Source organism: Mesorhizobium newzealandense (assembly GCF_042682145.1).
Taxonomy (GTDB): Bacteria; Pseudomonadota; Alphaproteobacteria; order Rhizobiales; family Rhizobiaceae; genus Mesorhizobium; species Mesorhizobium newzealandense.
Genome location: NZ_JBHUGZ010000028.1, coordinates 78,972 through 92,176 on the forward strand (window position 1 = coordinate 78,972; position 13,205 = coordinate 92,176).

At 63.9% G+C, this 13,205-nt stretch carries 17 protein-coding genes; 8 read left to right on the forward strand and 9 right to left on the reverse strand.

Annotation, left to right across the window (positions count from 1 at the left end):
- Positions 1 to 100 precede the first annotated feature (100 nt).
- Both sugE and ACFSOZ_RS32725 read right to left on the reverse strand, forming a co-directional pair.
- Positions 101 to 415 (reverse strand): quaternary ammonium compound efflux SMR transporter SugE, encoded by a 315-nt coding sequence (gene sugE / locus ACFSOZ_RS32720; protein ID WP_379019390.1) that lies wholly within the window; start codon positions 413 to 415, stop codon positions 101 to 103.
- Positions 416 to 621: 206 nt separating this feature from the next.
- Positions 622 to 747 carry a hypothetical protein gene (locus ACFSOZ_RS32725; RefSeq protein WP_258591069.1) on the reverse strand — a complete coding sequence of 42 codons (126 nt, stop codon included), beginning with the start codon at positions 745 to 747 and terminating at the stop codon, positions 622 to 624.
- Positions 748 to 959: 212 nt separating this feature from the next.
- On the opposite strand from ACFSOZ_RS32725, the gene ACFSOZ_RS32730 reads away from it, so the two are divergent.
- The 3 genes from ACFSOZ_RS32730 (at position 960) to ACFSOZ_RS32740 (ending at position 3,361) form a co-directional block, all read left to right on the forward strand.
- Positions 960 to 1,769, forward strand: coding sequence for a transglutaminase-like domain-containing protein (locus tag ACFSOZ_RS32730; protein WP_379105022.1), 810 nt, complete (start codon positions 960 to 962; stop codon positions 1,767 to 1,769).
- Between the two features lie 144 nt (positions 1,770 to 1,913).
- Positions 1,914 to 2,879, forward strand: a complete 966-nt coding sequence (locus ACFSOZ_RS32735; RefSeq protein WP_379105024.1) for a cation diffusion facilitator family transporter — start codon at positions 1,914 to 1,916, stop codon at positions 2,877 to 2,879.
- Positions 2,880 to 2,956: 77 nt separating this feature from the next.
- Positions 2,957 to 3,361, forward strand: coding sequence for a GFA family protein (locus ACFSOZ_RS32740; protein WP_379105026.1), 405 nt, complete (start codon positions 2,957 to 2,959; stop codon positions 3,359 to 3,361).
- 141 nt (positions 3,362 to 3,502) lie between these two features.
- Here the strand turns inward: ACFSOZ_RS32740 and ACFSOZ_RS32745 are convergent, their stop codons facing one another.
- A complete protein-coding gene (locus ACFSOZ_RS32745; RefSeq protein WP_379105027.1) occupies positions 3,503 to 4,774 on the reverse strand; it encodes a DNA recombination protein RmuC in 1,272 nt (423 codons plus the stop codon).
- 103 nt (positions 4,775 to 4,877) lie between these two features.
- Between ACFSOZ_RS32745 and def the strand changes: the two genes are divergently transcribed.
- The 4 genes from def to truA all read left to right on the forward strand — a co-directional run bounded on the left by def (position 4,878) and on the right by truA (position 7,858).
- Complete coding sequence (def, locus tag ACFSOZ_RS32750) at positions 4,878 to 5,408, forward strand: peptide deformylase (protein WP_379105028.1); 531 nt, start codon at positions 4,878 to 4,880, stop codon at positions 5,406 to 5,408.
- 5 nt (positions 5,409 to 5,413) lie between these two features.
- On the forward strand, positions 5,414 to 6,349 hold the full coding sequence (gene fmt / locus ACFSOZ_RS32755; RefSeq protein ID WP_379105030.1) for a methionyl-tRNA formyltransferase: 936 nt from the start codon (positions 5,414 to 5,416) through the stop codon (positions 6,347 to 6,349).
- The gene (locus ACFSOZ_RS32760) at positions 6,346 to 6,855 is read left to right on the forward strand and encodes a GNAT family N-acetyltransferase (RefSeq protein WP_379105031.1); all 510 of its coding nucleotides are present in this window, start codon (positions 6,346 to 6,348) and stop codon (positions 6,853 to 6,855) included. The genes fmt and ACFSOZ_RS32760 overlap by 4 nt, the downstream gene beginning before the upstream one ends.
- A 235-nt stretch (positions 6,856 to 7,090) precedes the next feature.
- Positions 7,091 to 7,858, forward strand: a complete 768-nt coding sequence (gene truA, locus ACFSOZ_RS32765; protein WP_379105032.1) for a tRNA pseudouridine(38-40) synthase TruA — start codon at positions 7,091 to 7,093, stop codon at positions 7,856 to 7,858.
- On the opposite strand, the gene ACFSOZ_RS32770 is transcribed toward truA, so the two are convergent.
- Entirely contained in the window at positions 7,828 to 8,460 is a 633-nt protein-coding gene (locus ACFSOZ_RS32770; RefSeq protein ID WP_379105033.1) for a transporter, read from the reverse strand. The genes truA and ACFSOZ_RS32770 overlap by 31 nt on opposite strands.
- Positions 8,461 to 8,462: 2 nt before the next feature.
- Positions 8,463 to 9,656, reverse strand: a complete 1,194-nt coding sequence (gene dapE, locus ACFSOZ_RS32775) for a succinyl-diaminopimelate desuccinylase (protein ID WP_379105034.1) — start codon at positions 9,654 to 9,656, stop codon at positions 8,463 to 8,465.
- Positions 9,657 to 9,771: 115 nt separating this feature from the next.
- Between dapE and ACFSOZ_RS32780 the strand changes: the two genes are divergently transcribed.
- Positions 9,772 to 10,815 (forward strand): 2-dehydropantoate 2-reductase, encoded by a 1,044-nt coding sequence (locus tag ACFSOZ_RS32780; protein ID WP_379105035.1) that lies wholly within the window; start codon positions 9,772 to 9,774, stop codon positions 10,813 to 10,815.
- On the opposite strand, the gene ACFSOZ_RS32785 is transcribed toward ACFSOZ_RS32780, so the two are convergent.
- From ACFSOZ_RS32785 to dapD, 4 genes are all read right to left on the reverse strand, one after another.
- The gene (locus tag ACFSOZ_RS32785) at positions 10,715 to 11,491 is read right to left on the reverse strand and encodes a hypothetical protein (protein ID WP_379105036.1); all 777 of its coding nucleotides are present in this window, start codon (positions 11,489 to 11,491) and stop codon (positions 10,715 to 10,717) included. The two genes, ACFSOZ_RS32780 and ACFSOZ_RS32785, sit on opposite strands and share 101 nt — an antisense overlap.
- A gap of 13 nt (positions 11,492 to 11,504) precedes the next feature.
- Positions 11,505 to 11,882: a DUF805 domain-containing protein gene (locus ACFSOZ_RS32790; protein WP_256752423.1), complete on the reverse strand. Its 378-nt coding sequence runs from the start codon at positions 11,880 to 11,882 to the stop codon at positions 11,505 to 11,507.
- Positions 11,875 to 12,228: a DUF805 domain-containing protein gene (locus tag ACFSOZ_RS32795; protein ID WP_379105038.1), complete on the reverse strand. Its 354-nt coding sequence runs from the start codon at positions 12,226 to 12,228 to the stop codon at positions 11,875 to 11,877. Before ACFSOZ_RS32795 ends, ACFSOZ_RS32790 begins: the two co-directional genes overlap by 8 nt.
- Before the next feature lie 70 nt (positions 12,229 to 12,298).
- Positions 12,299 to 13,153, reverse strand: coding sequence for a 2,3,4,5-tetrahydropyridine-2,6-dicarboxylate N-succinyltransferase (gene dapD, locus ACFSOZ_RS32800; protein ID WP_379105039.1), 855 nt, complete (start codon positions 13,151 to 13,153; stop codon positions 12,299 to 12,301).
- Positions 13,154 to 13,205 lie beyond the last annotated feature (52 nt).

Sequence of the window (13,205 nt, forward strand, 5' to 3'; positions counted from 1 at the left end):
GCATGTCGCCCAAAAGTGGCCCCGGTTTTGGGAGGACGACATGCACAAAAACAAAAACCTGAAGCGCATCGTGCAAATGCGACGCGCTTTGGCGGTATGATCAGGCGGCGAACTTAAGTCCCATGATGCCGCAGACGATGAGCGCGATGCAGGCCAGCCTGATCGCGGTGGCTGGCTCGCCGAGCAGCCAGATGCCGAGCAGCGCCGTACCGACGGTGCCGATGCCGGTCCACACCGCATAGGCAGTACCGACTGGCAGCGTCTTCAGCGCCAGGCCGAGCAGGGCGAGGCTGACGATCATCGAGGCGACGGTCAGCACGGTCGGCACCAGTTTCGAGAAACCATCGGTGTATTTGAGGCCGATTGCCCAGCCGATCTCGAACAGGCCGGCAAAGAACAGAAGAATCCACGACATCGACAACGCTCCATCGGAGCATCGGGCCGAATTCGATTTTCGGAATCCGATGCTCAATCAACAATGGCGGGTCGTCCCGGCCGGATTTTCGGGGAAGGAGCGAGGTCGTCCCCGCCACGCCAATATAGGAATTTCGAGCGCTCGATCAACAACGACCGGCAACAACGTCGCCGGTCGCAATCCATCCCGAAGCGGATTGACCAGACCTACTTGTCCTTGAGCTTCATCGCCTTGACCGGCGGCGCCTTCAGGGCCGGCGCCGCTGCGGGCTTCTTGGCGTCCTTTTTCGGCTTGCGGGCTTCCTTGCCTGCCTTCATCGCACCTTTAGCCATGATTCGTTCCTCCTGATGTGGAAAGCGAAGTGAAACAAGAGAAACGTCCGACTGCAAGAGGCCAGCGCCTGTCGACGCCGCCAGTCGGCCGCTTTCAACCGGTTTCTAATTTGCTCGTAAACCATGCCGGTCCGTGCCATGGTTGTCTTCGCACTGCAGCATCAGCCCGGCTTTTCGCCAGGCGATGAACAGGCAGGCCGGTCAGGACGACAATGCGAATCCACATCGGCTGCGAGATGAGCTTCGACTTTCCGCAGGAAACGCCGCTCATCGCGATGCTGAATGTCCACTATTCCCGCGCCTCCGATCTCGAGCGGCCGGACTTTTTGACCACCAATCCGCCGGTGCCTATCGAAAGCTATCGCGACAGTTTCGGCAATTGGTGCAACCGGTTCGTCGCCCCGCCCGGGCGCTTCACCTTCGGCACCGACGCGGTGATCCGCGATCCCGGCACCTTCGAGATTGGCGACCTGATGGCCTGGCAGCACGAGGTGCGCGACCTGCCGGCGGACACGCTCCTGTTTCTGCTGCCCAGCCGTTTTTGCGAGAGCGACCTGCTGGCGAACGAGGCGTGGCGGCTGTTCGGCCACACGCCGCTCGGCATTGCGCGTGTCCAGGCGGTCTGCGATTTCGTCCACAATCATATCGTCTTCAACTACGGCAATGCGCGGCCGACGCGCACCGCGGCGGAAACTTATCGCGAACAGAGTGGCGTGTGCCGCGACTTCGCGCATCTCGCGGTCACCTTCTGCCGGGCGCTCAACATCCCAACGCGCTACTGCACCGGCTACATCAGCGACATTGGCACGCCAAAGCCGTGGTCGAGCATGGATTTCGCTGCCTGGATGGAAGTCTATCTCGGCGGCCGCTGGCATGTCTTCGACCCGCGCAACAATGCGCCGCGCATCGGCCGCATCCTGATCGCCTCCGGCCGTGACGCGGCGGACGTGCCGCTGACCCATATTTTCGGGCCGGGCACGCTTGCAGGTTTCAAGGTGTGGACCGACGAGATCATCGAATAGTCGCCGTCTTCCGCCCGACCCTCTTTAACGACCGACCTCTTTAGCCACCGCCGTTTGAACGAGCCGACAGTTCGCGCGTTGTGATGCCTGTGGAGCTTTGGCGGTCTGGCCGTTAGTCCGGGCGCCTTGAACGGGGAAGACACCATGGCCGGGCATGGCGGCTCAAAAAGGGTGATCTACGCGGCGCTGGCCGGCAATCTCGCCATCGCGCTGACCAAGTTCGCCGCCGCGTTCTTCACCGGCAGTTCGGCGATGCTGTCGGAAGGCGTGCACTCGCTGGTCGATACCGGCAATGGCGGGCTGCTGCTCTACGGCATGCACCGCGCCGCCCGCCCGGCCGACCGGACGCATCCACTCGGTCACGGTCGCGAGCTCTATTTCTGGAGCTTCATCGTCGCCCTTCTGGTCTTCGCGCTGGGCGCCGGGGTGTCCTTCTACGAGGGCGTCGTGCACATCATGGCGCCTGAACCGGTCGCCAACGCTGAGGTGAACTACATCGTTCTCGGCCTGTCGTTCCTGTTCGAGGGCAGCTCCTGGCTGGTGGCGCTGAAGGAGTTCCGCAAGCAAAAGGGCAAGCAGGGCTGGCTGCAGGCCGTGCAATCGAGCAAGGATCCGAGCGTTTACACCGTGCTGTTCGAGGACAGTGCCGCGCTGCTCGGCCTGATCGTCGCCTTCGCCGGCATTCTGGCAGCGGAATTGCTCGAGATGCCGGAACTCGATGGCGCCGCCTCGATCGGCATCGGATTGATCCTGGGCGCGACGGCGATTTTCCTGGCCCGCGAAAGCAAGGGCCTGCTGATCGGCGAGCCGGCCTCACCGGAGGTGCAGAGACAGGTGCTGGCGATCGTCCAGCAGGATCCTGCGGTGCAGAAGGCAAATGGTGTTCTGACCGTCCACATGGGACCGCAAGAGATCGTCGCCGGCCTTAGCATCGAATTCGAGGATCACCTGACGGCGCCCGAGATCGAAGCCTGTGTGGAGCGTATCGAGAAGCAGCTGAAGACAGAGATGCCGGAGATCACGCGGCTGTTCGTCAAGCCGCAGACCACGGGTACCTGGGAACAGCGGCGCAAGCTGATCGAATCCGCATCCGATCCGGTTCTGGACTAGCGCTGCGCCGTTGCCTCACGGCTTTGCCCAGCTAAGAATGAGCCCAGCCAGGACTGGCGAATTTTGGAGGAGCGACGATGAAAATCGACGGCGGCTGCCATTGTGGCGCCATCACCTACGAGGCGGAGATCGACCCGGAAAAGACCTCGATCTGCCACTGCTCGGACTGCCAGAAACTGACCGGCACGGCCTTTCGGGTGACTGTTCCCGCGCCCGAGGATCACTACCGGATCACCAAGGGTACGCCGAAAATCTATATCAAGACCGGGGCGAGCGGCGCCAAGCGCGCCCAGGCCTTTTGCGCCGACTGCGGTTCGCACCTTTATGCCACGTCGGTTGGAGATGGGCCAAAGGTCTACGGAATTCGAACGGGAACCGCGCGGCAACGCGAGGATCTGATCCCGACACAGCAGAAATGGCACCGTTCGGCGCTGCATTGGCTGCCGGAATTTCAGGGCATGACGACCGTGGAGGAGCAGTAGCGCTGCTGCGGCGGTTTAGAGCAGTTCGAGGAAAAGTGTGAAACGGTTTTCCCGGGAAAAGCGCGTAGCGCTTTCCCTGGGGAATTGCGTGAAAACAAAGAGATAGAGCGGTTCTGCGTTTCGCTGATACGATGAACCGATCTAGTCGTCGCCTTCGACAACCCTCAGCCTGAGCTGCCCGGTCTTCGAATCAGCAACGCGGGCACCAGCCTCGACTTTCGCAGCGGGAGGCCGTGGCGTAGCGTCCGGGCCGGCCTCGCCGTCGGGCTGCGCGCCGAACTCCAGCGCCTCGATCTTCTGGCCACGCTTGGTCACCTTCGACGTCGAGACGAGGATGTCGTCGATGTCCTTGGCCGACTGGCCGAAATGAACCTGCAGCTTGCGCACCCGCTCGTCGACACGCGCAACGTCCTCCATCAGCCGGATGACCTCGCCCTGGATCAGATGCGCCTGTTCGCGCATGCGCGCGTCCTTGAGGATGGCCTGGATGACCTGGATCGACAGCATCAGCAGCGACGGCGAGACGATGACGACGCGGGCGCGGTGCGCCTTGTGGACGATGGCCTCGAAATTCTCGTGGATCTCGGCGAACACCGATTCCGACGGCACGAACATGAAGGCGGTGTCCTGCGTCTCGCCCTGGATCAGGTATTTTTCCGATATATCGCGGACATGGATCTCGATGTCGCGGCGGAAGGCCTGCGAGGCGACCTTCTGCAGGTCGGCGCCATCGGCGGCGCGGATGGCGTTCCAGGCTTCGAGCGGAAATTTGGCATCTATGGCAAGCGACGGCGCGCCGTTCGGCATCTTCACCAAACAGTCGGGCCGGCTGCCGTTCGACAGTGTCGCCTGGAATTCGTAGGCGCCATGCGGCAGGCCGTCGGCAACGATCGCCTCCATGCGCGACTGGCCGAAGGCGCCGCGCGTCTGCTTGTTGGAGAGGATCGCCTGCAATTGCACGACCTGGCCGGCAAGCGACTGGATGTTGCCTTGCGCGGTATCGATGATCGCCAGCCGCTCCTGCAATTTGGCCAGGCTCTCATGCGTGGATTTGGTCTGCTCGGTCATGGTCTGGCCGAGGCGGCCGGTCATGGCGTCGAGACGCTGGCCGATCGACTGCGTCAGCTCCGCTTGCCTCGCCCCGAACACTTCTGCGATGGCGCCCATGCGGCCCTGCATCTCGGCCTGGGACTGCAGGATGCCGGCCATCCGCGCCTCGGCGTCGCGGGCATGGTCGGCCGCTTCGGCGGCAGCGACGGCGCGCGCCTTGGCCGATCGCCACAGCGCGATGACCAGCGCCACGAACAGACCAAGAAACAGCAACACGCCGAAAGCCAGCGCATGGCCGAGCGTGATCGTGGAGGCGCCAAGCCGGGCGACAGGCTCCGAAAGGATGGATGTCAGATCATTCATGTGGACAGCATAGCCGATTCGCGCGGCTGACACAGATCAAAGCGTGAACGAGCGCCCGGTGCACCGGTTGACGCTTTTCGCTGGAGGTCTTAGGTGGAACGCCATGCCGATCAAGCCGCTCATCATCCTTCCCGACCCCATCCTGCGCCAGGTTTCCAAGCCGGTGGAGCGCGTCGACGGGCCTTTGCGCAAATTAGCCGACGACATGCTGGCGACCATGTATGACGCGCCCGGCATCGGGCTCGCGGCAATCCAGATCGGCGAGCCAGTGCGCATGCTGGTGATCGATCTGGCCAAGGAAGACGAGACGCCGGCGCCGCATGTCTTCATCAACCCGGAAATCCTGAGCAGCGCCGACACGCGCTCCGTCTACGAGGAAGGCTGCCTGTCAATCCCGGACTACTATGCCGAGGTCGAACGCCCTGCGACTGTCCGGGTCAAATATCTCGACCGTGACGGCAAGCTGCAGGAGACCGAGGCCGAGGGCTTGATGGCGACCTGCCTGCAGCACGAGATCGACCACCTCAATGGTGTCCTGTTCATCGACCACATCTCGAAGCTGAAGCGCGACATGGTGGTGAAGAAGTTCAAGAAGCTCGCCAGGGACAAGGCGCCGGGCAAGATGGTGGGATAGGGGAAATGCCCCTTCGCGTCATCTTCATGGGCACGCCGGAGTTTTCGGTGCCGACATTGCGCGCCATCGCCGAGGCCGGTCATGAGGTTGCCGCCGTCTATACCCAGCCGCCGCGCGCCGCCGGACGGCGCGGGCTGGAGCTGACGCCGTCGCCGGTGCAGCGCGAGGCGGAGCGGCTGGGCATCGAGACGCGTACGCCGGTGTCGCTCAAAGGCGGGGCCGAGCAGGCCGCTTTCCGCGTCCTGCAGGCGGATGTCGCCGTGGTCGTCGCTTATGGCTTGCTGCTGCCGAAGGCGGTTCTGGAGGCACCCCGGCTTGGCTGCATCAACGGCCATGCCTCGCTTCTGCCGCGCTGGCGGGGTGCGGCGCCCATCCAACGCGCGATCATGGCCGGGGACAGCGAAACCGGCATGATGGTGATGCGCATGGAAGAGGGCCTGGACACCGGTCCGGTGGGAATGGTTGAAAAATGCGCCATCGAACCCGATATGACAGCCGGCGATCTGCATGATCGGTTGATGAGTGTCGGTGCTGCACTGATGGTGGAAGCGCTGGAGCGACTGGAAAGGAACACCCTGACATTTACTCGCCAAGCGGTGGACGGGGTGACCTACGCCAAAAAAATCGATAAATCCGAGACGCGCGTGGACTGGACTCGCTCAGCGGGCGCGGTCCACAATACCATCCGCGGCCTGTCGCCCTTTCCCGGTGCCTGGTCCGAGATAGAAATTGGCGGCCGCCTGGAGCGGCTCAAACTGCTTCGCTCGACGCTGTCGCAAGGCGCCGGCGAGTCGGGAGGAATTCTCGATGACCGGCTGACGGTCGCCTGCGGGGCAGGCGCGATCAGTCTGGTCGAAGTTCAACGGGCGGGCGGAAGGCCCGCTGCCGCGTCGGAATTCCTGCGCGGGGCCAAGATCGAAAAAGGAATGAGATTCTCATGAGCATGATGTCGATACGCGCGGCGACGCCGCGAGATCGCGAGGCCATCCGCCTCGTCGAGGAGCACGCTTTCGGCCAGCAGGCGGAGGCCGGACTGGTCGACGCGCTGGTTACCGGCGGCGACGCCGTCACCGAGCTGGTGGCGGAAGAAGACGGCCAGGTGGTCGGCCACATCCTGTTTTCGCGGCTGTTCGTCCAGAGCGGCGGCAAGAACTTTGCGGCTGTGGCGCTCGCGCCACTGGCGGTGGAACCTTCGTTCCATGGCAGCGGCATCGGCGGTGCGCTGATCCGCGAGGCGCATATCCGCCTCAAGGATGCCGGCGAGACGCTGGCGGTTGTGCTGGGCGATCCGGCTTACTACAGCCGTTTCGGCTACAGCCATGAACGCGCCGAAAAGTTCGAGAGCGAGTACCAAGGCGAGGCATTGCAGGCACTGGCCTGGGGCGACGCCCCGGAAGCCGGCAGGCTGGTCTACGCCTCGGCCTTCGGCTCGGCGCTCGCCGCGTAGGCGGCAACAGGCCTAAAGCGCGTCGCGTTTGAACGGATTCCGGCGACGCGCTTTAGGTTTTTGGTTTCATGCATGTCGTTCACGCAAAATCGAGGCCCCCTTTTGCGCGACATGCATTAGAGCCGGATGATTTCAGGTCGAATCGACCTGAAATCTGAATCCGCCTCTACCTCAGAGAGATAGAGCATGATGTCGTCCGAAAGCCGCATCACACTTTTCGGAATCATGCTCTAAAATGCCGCGTTTTCGCCTCGACATCGAATATGACGGCAGCCTGTTTGCCGGCTGGCAGCACCAGGCGGATCAGCCTTCGGTGCAGCAGGCGATCGAGCAGGCGATCGAAAACTTCTGCGGCGAAGAGGTCCGGTTGCGTGCCGCCGGCCGCACCGATGCCGGCGTGCATGCGACCGCCCAGGTGGCGCATGTCGACCTCGTCAAGGCGTGGCAGGGCGACAAGGTGCGTGACGCCGTCAACGCCCATCTGCAGGCGGCCGGCGCGCGCATCGCTGTCCTGAAGGCGACGGTCGTCTTCGACGACTTCGACGCGCGCTTCTCGGCCACCGGCCGCCACTATCTCTACCGCATCCTCAACCGCCGCGCGCCGGCAGCGCTCGACAAGGGCAAGGTATGGTGGGTGCCGAAACGGCTCGACGCCGGCGCCATGCACGAAGCGGCAAAAGTCCTGCTCGGACGGCATGACTTCACCACCTTCCGTTCGACCCAATGCCAGGCCAACAGTCCGGTCAGGACGCTGGAGCGGCTCGATGTGAGCCGGCAGGGCGACCTGATCGAGGTGAAGGCTTCAGCGCGCTCGTTTCTGCACAATCAGGTGCGCTCGATGGTCGGTTCCCTCAAGCGCGTCGGCGAAGGCGGCTGGACCGTCGCCGACCTGAAAGCGGCGCTCGAGGCGCACGACCGCGCCGCCTGCGGCCAGGTGGCGCCGCCTGATGGGCTGTTTCTGGTGGGCGTCGACTATCCGGAGACGAGCCCGGAAAGGCTCTGAGGCCCGACATCGTCCGGTACGGTGATGCCGAGAAGAATCTGCAGTCCGAACAGCACCAATAGCGAGGCGATGAACATGCCGACGAAAACGGCGGTGCCAACCGCGGCACCCTTGCCGATGGTGGCGTTGGTCATGCGCCAGGTCAGCGCCATCGACAGGGCAAACAGCAGTAGCGACACGGCGCTTGATATCTGGCTTGCGGACGACAGGAAAAGCCTGATCAAAGCCGAGGGCAGCATCAGCCAGGCGGTGATGGCCGAAGCCCAGTTGCTGGCAACGACATAGTGGACGAAGCGGCCGCCGATACCGGCGCGCGGCGCGACCAGGGCCAAAGCGATCAGCGGCAGCACCCAGGAACCAATATCGACCGTCGCCAGGCGCACCAGCATGCTGAAGCGCCCGGCGAAGGCGTCGGGATCGCCGATCTCATTGGCGATGCCGACCCAGCCGACGACCAGCGGCGGCGCGGCAACGATGATGGCGAAAAAGGAATTCCAGAAGCCGTCGGCCGACAGGTCGAGCAGGCGCAGGCCATCGGCCTTGCCGAGCATCAGCCGCCAGGCACCGGTCAACGAAGCTTGGGTTTCGTCCGCCGAAAGCATGCTCATCCCTGCCCGAACCAATCTTCGATGAAGCGCTGGTAGATTTGTGTCAGCGTTTCGAGATCGGCAATGGCGACGCGCTCGTCGACCATGTGCATGGTCTTGCCGACCAGCCCGAACTCGACCACCGGGCAATAGTCCTTGATGAAACGCGCATCGGAGGTGCCGCCCGAGGTCGACAGCGTCGGCTCCTTGCCGACCGCCGACTTGATCGAGCCGCGGAGCGTTTCGATCAGCTTGTCGTCGCGGGTCAGGAAGACATGGCTCGGCCGGTCGCGCCAGACGAGGTCATAGTCGACCGGCGTCTTCTTGCCGGTCCGGTACTTCTTGCGTTTGGCCGCCTGATCGAGGCGATTGTGGATTTCCGCCTGGACGGTCTCGGCCGTCCAGGTGTCGTTGAAGCGGATGTTGAAGGTCGCGGTCGCCTTGGCCGCAATGACATTGGTGGCCGGGTTGCCGACATCAATGGAGGTGACCTCCAGATTGGTCGGCTGGAAATCCCTGGTACCCTTGTCGAAAACCGGATGCAGCAAGGCGTCGACCAGGCTCATCAGCCCGCGCACAGGATTATCGGCAAGTTGCGGATAGGCGACATGGCCCTGACGGCCAATGACGGTGATGGCGCCGGACATCGAGCCGCGGCGGCCGATCTTGATCATGTCGCCAAGCGCGTCCGGGTTGGTCGGCTCGCCGACGATCGAGGCATCCCATTTCTCGCCCCTGGAAGCCGCCCATTCAAGCAGCTTGACCGTGCCGTTGATGGCCGGCCCTTCCTCGTCGCCAGTGATCAGCAGCGAGACCGACCCCTTCGGGCCGCCATTCTTTTCGACATGGCGCGCCACGGCGGCGATGAAGCAGGCAATGCCGCCCTTCATGTCGACGGCGCCACGGCCGTACATCTCGCCATTGGCGATTTCGGCGGCGAAGGGCGGATGCGTCCAGGCCGCTTCGTCACCGACCGGCACCACATCGGTATGGCCAGCGAACATCAGATGCGGGCCGTTGCCGGAACGCCTTGCATAGAGGTTCTCGATGTCCGGCGTGCCGTCTTCGGAAAACACCGGCCGATCGACCAGGAAGCCGAGCGGTTTCAGCATCGTCTCCAGCGCGGTCAGCGCGCCGCCTTCGGCGGGCGTCACCGAAGCACAACGGATAAGGGCGGCAAGGTTTTCGGCGGGATCGGTCGGCAGCGTCATGGCAAAAGCGATAATCGAAAGCGGGGGGCCTGTCACGGCCAGACATAAGGGCCAGTGATGGCGCCGACATTATGGTTTTCATGTCGTATAGTTGCGGGCCGGTGCGGAGCGACAGATGGCAAACGCGGACAGAAGGATCGTCGTTGCCGGCGCCGGCAGCATCGGCTGCTATGCCGGCGGCTGCCTGGCGCTCGCCGGACGCCGGGTTACCCTGCTGGCCCGGCCGCGCATCGAGGCGGCATTGCGGCTGGGCGGATTGCGGGTCAGCGACCTCCAGGGCCGCGATCGCTCGGTCAAGCCGGAGGCGCTTGTCGTCACCACCGATCCGGCTGTCGCCCTGCCGGAGGCGGATGTGATCCTGGTGACGGTCAAGAGCGGCGCGACGCAGGATATGGCAGCCCTCATCAGGGCTCACGCCCGCCCCGATGCGGTGGTGATCAGCCTGCAGAACGGCGTCGACAATGCCGACAGGCTGCGCACCGGGCTCGACGGCCGAACGGTGCTGGCCGGCATGGTGCCGTTCAATGTGGTGCAGTCTCCCGACGGCGAGCTGCCGCTGCGCGTGCATCGCGCCAGCGACGGCAAGGTGATGATCGAAGACGGCGACGCCGGCCTGGTCAACCTTCTCGGCGTCGAAGGGTTTGCGGTCGAAGCGCATGGCGACATCAGGGCCGTGCTGTGGGGCAAGCTGCTGATGAATTTGAACAACGCGCTGGTGGCGCTGTCGGGCCTGCCGCTGGCAACGGAACTCGCCGACCGTCGCTGGCGGCTGATCCTGGCCGGCCAGATCGACGAGGCGCTCACGGCGATGAAAGCGTCCGGCATCGAGCCGGCGCGGATCGCCGGCTTGCGGCCGGCGTTGCTGCCGACGGTGCTCAGGCTGCCGGACTGGCTGTTCAGGCTGCTGGCGCGGCGCATGCTGGCGATCGACCGGCAAGCCCGCTCGTCAATGTGGGACGACCTGCAGCGCGGCCGGCCGACGGAGATCGATGAATTGCAGGGGGCTGTCCTGAGCCTCGCCGAAAAGGCGGGTACGCCGGCGCCCGTGCTGAAAAAGGTTACCGCGCTGGTGCGCGAGGCGGAAGCGAGGCGGCCTGGGTCGCCGGGGCTGGCGCCGGAGCAGGTTGCTGCGCCGCCGGGTGGGCGTCGATCAGCGTGATCTTCTGCCAGATCTTGCGCGACAGGTTGGAGGCCAGGTTCTCGACGTCGTTGACGCCGTCGATGACCACGTCGTCATTGACCGACTGCGCGAACAGCGCCGCGATCTTGCCGGTGATCGACAGCATTTCGGAGCAATAGTCGAGGTAGCGCGCCAGGTCGGCGGCATTGGTGATGCGGGCCGGCGAGTGCGAGGTCGGCTTGAAATTGACTGAGAGGGCTGCCGGATCCTTGGTCAGCTGGTGCATGTCGATGACATGGATCAGCGAGCGCAGGCCGTGCAGCTGGCGAAACACCCGCTTGCGCTTGATGCGCTCCTCGGTGCGGATCAACGCCAGGAAGCCGAGCACAGCGAGGATCATCATGTTGATCGTGGCTTCGATGCCTTGCACCGACTGCACCGCATCATCGGACTGGGAGATGTGAATGAGCGGCAGGATGGTGCCGACGAACAGGAAGATCAGCGCGCCGGCGACGACGGCGGCGACGATGAGCCCGCGCAGCCACCAGATCGGCGCTTCGAGCGCCCGAGCCGCCTTGGTCAGATCGCGCGACAGCGACACCAGTTCGGCGGCGACGCCGCGCAGTCCGGCCTCGGGAAAACGCTCGGCGACGCGGCCTTCCAGCCGCTCGGCGGTGTCGATGATCAGTTTCGGATCAAGCGTGCGGTAGCGCATGTCCGACCGGCCCTCAGGACTCTGCCGGCTCGTTGGTGCGCCGGCCGTAGCGGTTGGGTCCAGGCTGCCCTGGAAACAGGCACAAGACAAGGAAGGCGACGATCGAGACCACCGGCACGAACAGGATCAGCGCGGCAATGCCCGGCTTGTCGAGGTCGTGCAGCCGCTTCACCGCCAGCACGATGTTCGACCACAGCGAGGCGATGAAGGCGATGAAGAAGATGAACGACCACATGTTGCTCTCGGCCGAGCCTTCCGGCACCAGCGTGAAGCGGTAGAGCGGAAAGGCCTGTATGATGGCGACGAGCAACCCGCCAAGAAAATAGGCCGCGCGACTGACGCGGCCCGAGGTTTTGAAGAAAAGCCAGGTGAGATTCGATCTGTCAGGCAAGCGGGTCCGGTCCATATTGATTGGCACCCTTGGTGCCTTCGAGAATGCCGCATTCGACCAGAAACCAGATCGCGCCGATGATCGGCACGAGGATGATCAGGCTCCACCAGCCGGACTTGCCGCGATCGTGCCAGCGCTTGGCGTAGACGGCGAAGATCGAATAGAGCATGGCGAGCGAATAGAGCAAATAGATAAAGCCGTAGGGCATTTGGTTGAACGTCGTGCCGAGTATGTTGTCGAGGATCATCGCGATGATCCCGCCGACAAACACAACGCCGACACAAGCCCAGAACTTGGCACGGTTGATGCGACCCTCGTAGCTGGTCAGCAGATACTTCCAGTCCATGTCACCCCTCCATCAGTCATGCGCGACTCATTGTCGCGCCGGCGGAAGGTGCGTCCGTTTCCGGAAAAGATCAATCGCGCAGCAATTCGTTGATCGAGGTCTTGGAGCGGGTCTTGGCGTCGACACGCTTGACGATGACGGCGCAGTAGAGGCTTGGCCCCCAGTTTTCGCCTGGCACGTTCTTGCCGGGCATCGTTCCGGCCACCACAACCGAATTGGGAGGCACTTCGCCGTAGAAGACCTCACCGGTGGCGCGGTCGACGATCTTGGTCGACTGGCCGATGAAGACACCCATGCCGAGCACCGAGCCTTCGCGCACGATGCAGCCTTCGACCACTTCCGAGCGCGCGCCGATGAAGCAATTGTCCTCGATGATGGTGGGACCGGCCTGCATCGGCTCCAGCACGCCGCCAATGCCGACGCCGCCCGACAGATGCACGTTCTTGCCGATCTGGGCGCAGGAGCCGACCGAGGCCCAGGTATCGACCATGGTGCCGCTGTCGACATAGGCGCCGACATTGACGAAGGACGGCATCAGCACGGCGCCCGGCGCGACATAGGCGGAACGGCGCACGATCGACGACGGTACGGCGCGGAAGCCGGCCTTCTCGAAGTCGACGGCGCTCCAGCCATCGAACTTCGACGGCACCTTGTCCCACCATACGGCCTGGCCCGGGCCGCCCTTGATGATCTCCATCGGGTTGAGCCGGAAGGACAACAGCACGGCCTTCTTCAGCCACTGGTTGACGTGCCACTTGCCGTCGGCCTGCCGCTCGGCGACGCGGGCGGTGCCGCGGTCGAGCAGGTCGAGCGCCGACTGGATGGCGTCGCGGGTTTCGCCGCGGGTCGCCGTCGAAATCGTGTCGCGTTCCTCGAAGGCCTTCTCAATGGTCTTCTCGAGGCTCGCCAGATCGGGCTTCGACATGAATTTGCTCCATTACCAAGCTGTTAAGGGGCTGCGCCTTACCCTGTTTGAA

What these genes read in the sequence shown, in the direction of transcription:
- dapD (WP_379105039.1), bottom strand. Translation starts at nt 13,153, where the DNA reads ATGTCGAAGCCCGATCTGGCGAGCCTCGAGAAGACCATTGAGAAGGCC.
- truA (WP_379105032.1), top strand. Translation starts at nt 7,091, where the DNA reads ATGCCGCGTTTTCGCCTCGACATCGAATATGACGGCAGCCTGTTTGCC.
- ACFSOZ_RS32780 (WP_379105035.1), top strand. Translation starts at nt 9,772, where the DNA reads ATGGCAAACGCGGACAGAAGGATCGTCGTTGCCGGCGCCGGCAGCATC.
- fmt (WP_379105030.1), top strand. Translation starts at nt 5,414, where the DNA reads ATGCCCCTTCGCGTCATCTTCATGGGCACGCCGGAGTTTTCGGTGCCG.
- ACFSOZ_RS32725 (WP_258591069.1), bottom strand. Translation starts at nt 747, where the DNA reads ATGGCTAAAGGTGCGATGAAGGCAGGCAAGGAAGCCCGCAAGCCGAAA.
- ACFSOZ_RS32770 (WP_379105033.1), bottom strand. Translation starts at nt 8,460, where the DNA reads ATGCTTTCGGCGGACGAAACCCAAGCTTCGTTGACCGGTGCCTGGCGG.
- ACFSOZ_RS32785 (WP_379105036.1), bottom strand. Translation starts at nt 11,491, where the DNA reads ATGCGCTACCGCACGCTTGATCCGAAACTGATCATCGACACCGCCGAG.
- sugE (WP_379019390.1), bottom strand. Translation starts at nt 415, where the DNA reads ATGTCGTGGATTCTTCTGTTCTTTGCCGGCCTGTTCGAGATCGGCTGG.
- ACFSOZ_RS32745 (WP_379105027.1), bottom strand. Translation starts at nt 4,774, where the DNA reads ATGAATGATCTGACATCCATCCTTTCGGAGCCTGTCGCCCGGCTTGGC.
- ACFSOZ_RS32760 (WP_379105031.1), top strand. Translation starts at nt 6,346, where the DNA reads ATGAGCATGATGTCGATACGCGCGGCGACGCCGCGAGATCGCGAGGCC.
- dapE (WP_379105034.1), bottom strand. Translation starts at nt 9,656, where the DNA reads ATGACGCTGCCGACCGATCCCGCCGAAAACCTTGCCGCCCTTATCCGT.
- ACFSOZ_RS32740 (WP_379105026.1), top strand. Translation starts at nt 2,957, where the DNA reads ATGAAAATCGACGGCGGCTGCCATTGTGGCGCCATCACCTACGAGGCG.
- def (WP_379105028.1), top strand. Translation starts at nt 4,878, where the DNA reads ATGCCGATCAAGCCGCTCATCATCCTTCCCGACCCCATCCTGCGCCAG.
- ACFSOZ_RS32730 (WP_379105022.1), top strand. Translation starts at nt 960, where the DNA reads ATGCGAATCCACATCGGCTGCGAGATGAGCTTCGACTTTCCGCAGGAA.
- ACFSOZ_RS32735 (WP_379105024.1), top strand. Translation starts at nt 1,914, where the DNA reads ATGGCCGGGCATGGCGGCTCAAAAAGGGTGATCTACGCGGCGCTGGCC.
- ACFSOZ_RS32795 (WP_379105038.1), bottom strand. Translation starts at nt 12,228, where the DNA reads ATGGACTGGAAGTATCTGCTGACCAGCTACGAGGGTCGCATCAACCGT.